Source organism: bacterium, from assembly GCA_036524115.1.
Taxonomy (GTDB): domain Bacteria; phylum JAUVQV01; class JAUVQV01; order JAUVQV01; family DATDCY01; genus DATDCY01.
In genome coordinates this window covers 1-1696 of sequence record DATDCY010000106.1, presented here as the reverse complement: position 1 = coordinate 1696, position 1696 = coordinate 1, and the positions used below count along the sequence as shown (strand labels likewise).

Annotated in this window: 1 protein-coding gene; it reads right to left on the bottom strand. The window is 70.3% G+C overall.

Annotated elements, in window-relative coordinates:
* Nucleotides 1–240: 240 nt before the first annotated feature.
* Nucleotides 241–1617: an ISNCY family transposase gene (locus tag VI078_04900; GenBank protein ID HEY5998626.1), complete on the bottom strand. Its 1377-nt coding sequence runs from the start codon at nucleotides 1615–1617 to the stop codon at nucleotides 241–243.
* Nucleotides 1618–1696 lie beyond the last annotated feature (79 nt).

Below are 1696 nucleotides of genomic sequence, written 5' to 3'. Positions count from 1 at the left end.
TCAGACTGGATGATATTACGCTCACGGTCCAGTGAACCGGATGAGCGGGTGAGATGCGAGTCGGCTCGGGTCACCGCGACGGTCGGGTTACTCGTTTCAACGGGGTGAAGTCCTGGCGCAGAGCCGGGTGAACATCCCTGGAAGCGGGCGTTCCAGGGAGATGCGGGCGGTGATGCGGGTGCTCTGAAGCTTCTGAAGCTTCGACCTGTCGCTGTCCAGTAGAAATGTCCGCTTAACTGGTCAGTGAGAATGTCCGCCCTCCTGGAGGGTACGTTGACGGTTGCGCTCGCGTTGACGGCGGGAGAAGGTCTGCCGCCAGGGATGTCGGGCCGGCGGGCGGCGCAGGTGCTTGGCCAACTCGGTGAGGGCCGTGAGGGGCGACATCCGCCGGTTTTGGGCAAGGGGGAGATAGCGGCCCCCCTCGTCCGAAGGGCTCCTGGAGGCGCGTAGGCGTTGCCCTCGCCGGGGGACGAGGAGGAAGTCGGCGGCGGGCGCCGGGTTCGTGGCGAGCGGCCGGCCCTGGTAGTAGACGAGCAGGCGGCCGTCGAGGCACTCGCGGAGCTCGACGCGATAGCCGGCATACGAGCGGCGGTGGGGGCCGGGCGGGATCTGGACGAGGCGGGGGCCGAGCCGGACGGTGTTGTCGCGGGCCACGCGGCGGGTGTAGCGGCAGCTGAGGCGATCGGCGAGGTCCCGGGGTGGCCGGCGCCACACGGCGGCGGCGGCCGGAGAGCAGGCGAAGCGGCGGTTGTGGTCGGCGAGGTAGGTGGGGAGGAAGGCCTCGGCGGCCTCGACGGCCTGGATCCCGCGGAGGCGGAGCTCGGCGACGAGCCGGTCCTGCAGGGTCTCCCAGAGGCGCTCGATGCGGCCCTTGGCCTGAGGGGAGTGGGCGGCGATGTAGCCGATCCCGAGCTCCCGGAGGACCTGCCCGAAGTGGGTCGGCTGCTGGGCGCCTTGGAGCTCTTCCTCGAGGGTCCAGTGGGCGTCGTTGCGGACGAAGACGCCCAGGCGATCGCCGTAGAGCGTGACCGGCAGCCCATAGCGCTCGGCGAGCTGGCGGAGAAGGGTGAGATAGCCATGCAGATCTTCGGCGGGCCGGAAGTGCAGGGCGAGGACGGTGCCCGTGGCGTCATCGATGGCGCCGAGCAGCAGGAGTGGACGCCCGGTGCCGAGCCAGTCAAAGGGGCTGCCGTCCACCAGGACGAGCGCGCCCATGGCGGCGCGGCGGGGCCGGCGGGTGCGGTGCTGGCGGGGGCGGCGCCGGCGTTTGGGGGGCAGGCCCTGGGCGCGGCGGAGGCGGCGGACGGTGCTGCGGCTGACGCGGAGCCCCTCGACCTCGCGGAGCTTCTCGGTGCTGTGGCAGTCATTGAAGTCGCGGTAGGTGGTCGTGAGTAGCGCGAGCACACGATCGCGCACCGCGACGGCGAGGGTCCGCATCGAGGGCCGGCCCCGGAGGCGGTGGACCAAGCCGCGGACCCCCGCAGCGCGAAACCGCGCCTTGAGGCGGCGGAACTGCCGGAGGCTGATCCGGAGGGCGTGGGCCGCTTGGGCATTGCTGATCTGATCGGCGAGGGCCGCCTTGACCAGGCCAGCCCGGGGGGCCTCCTTCCGACTCATCGTGACGGTCTCCCATGTCTCCATGGGAGGACATTTCTACTGAACAGTTACGGGAGGACATTTCTATAGACCAACAAGA

Excerpts from the sequence above, each read along its gene's own strand:
- VI078_04900 (HEY5998626.1), bottom strand. The coding sequence starts at position 1,617 with ATGAGTCGGAAGGAGGCCCCCCGGGCTGGCCTGGTCAAGGCGGCCCTC.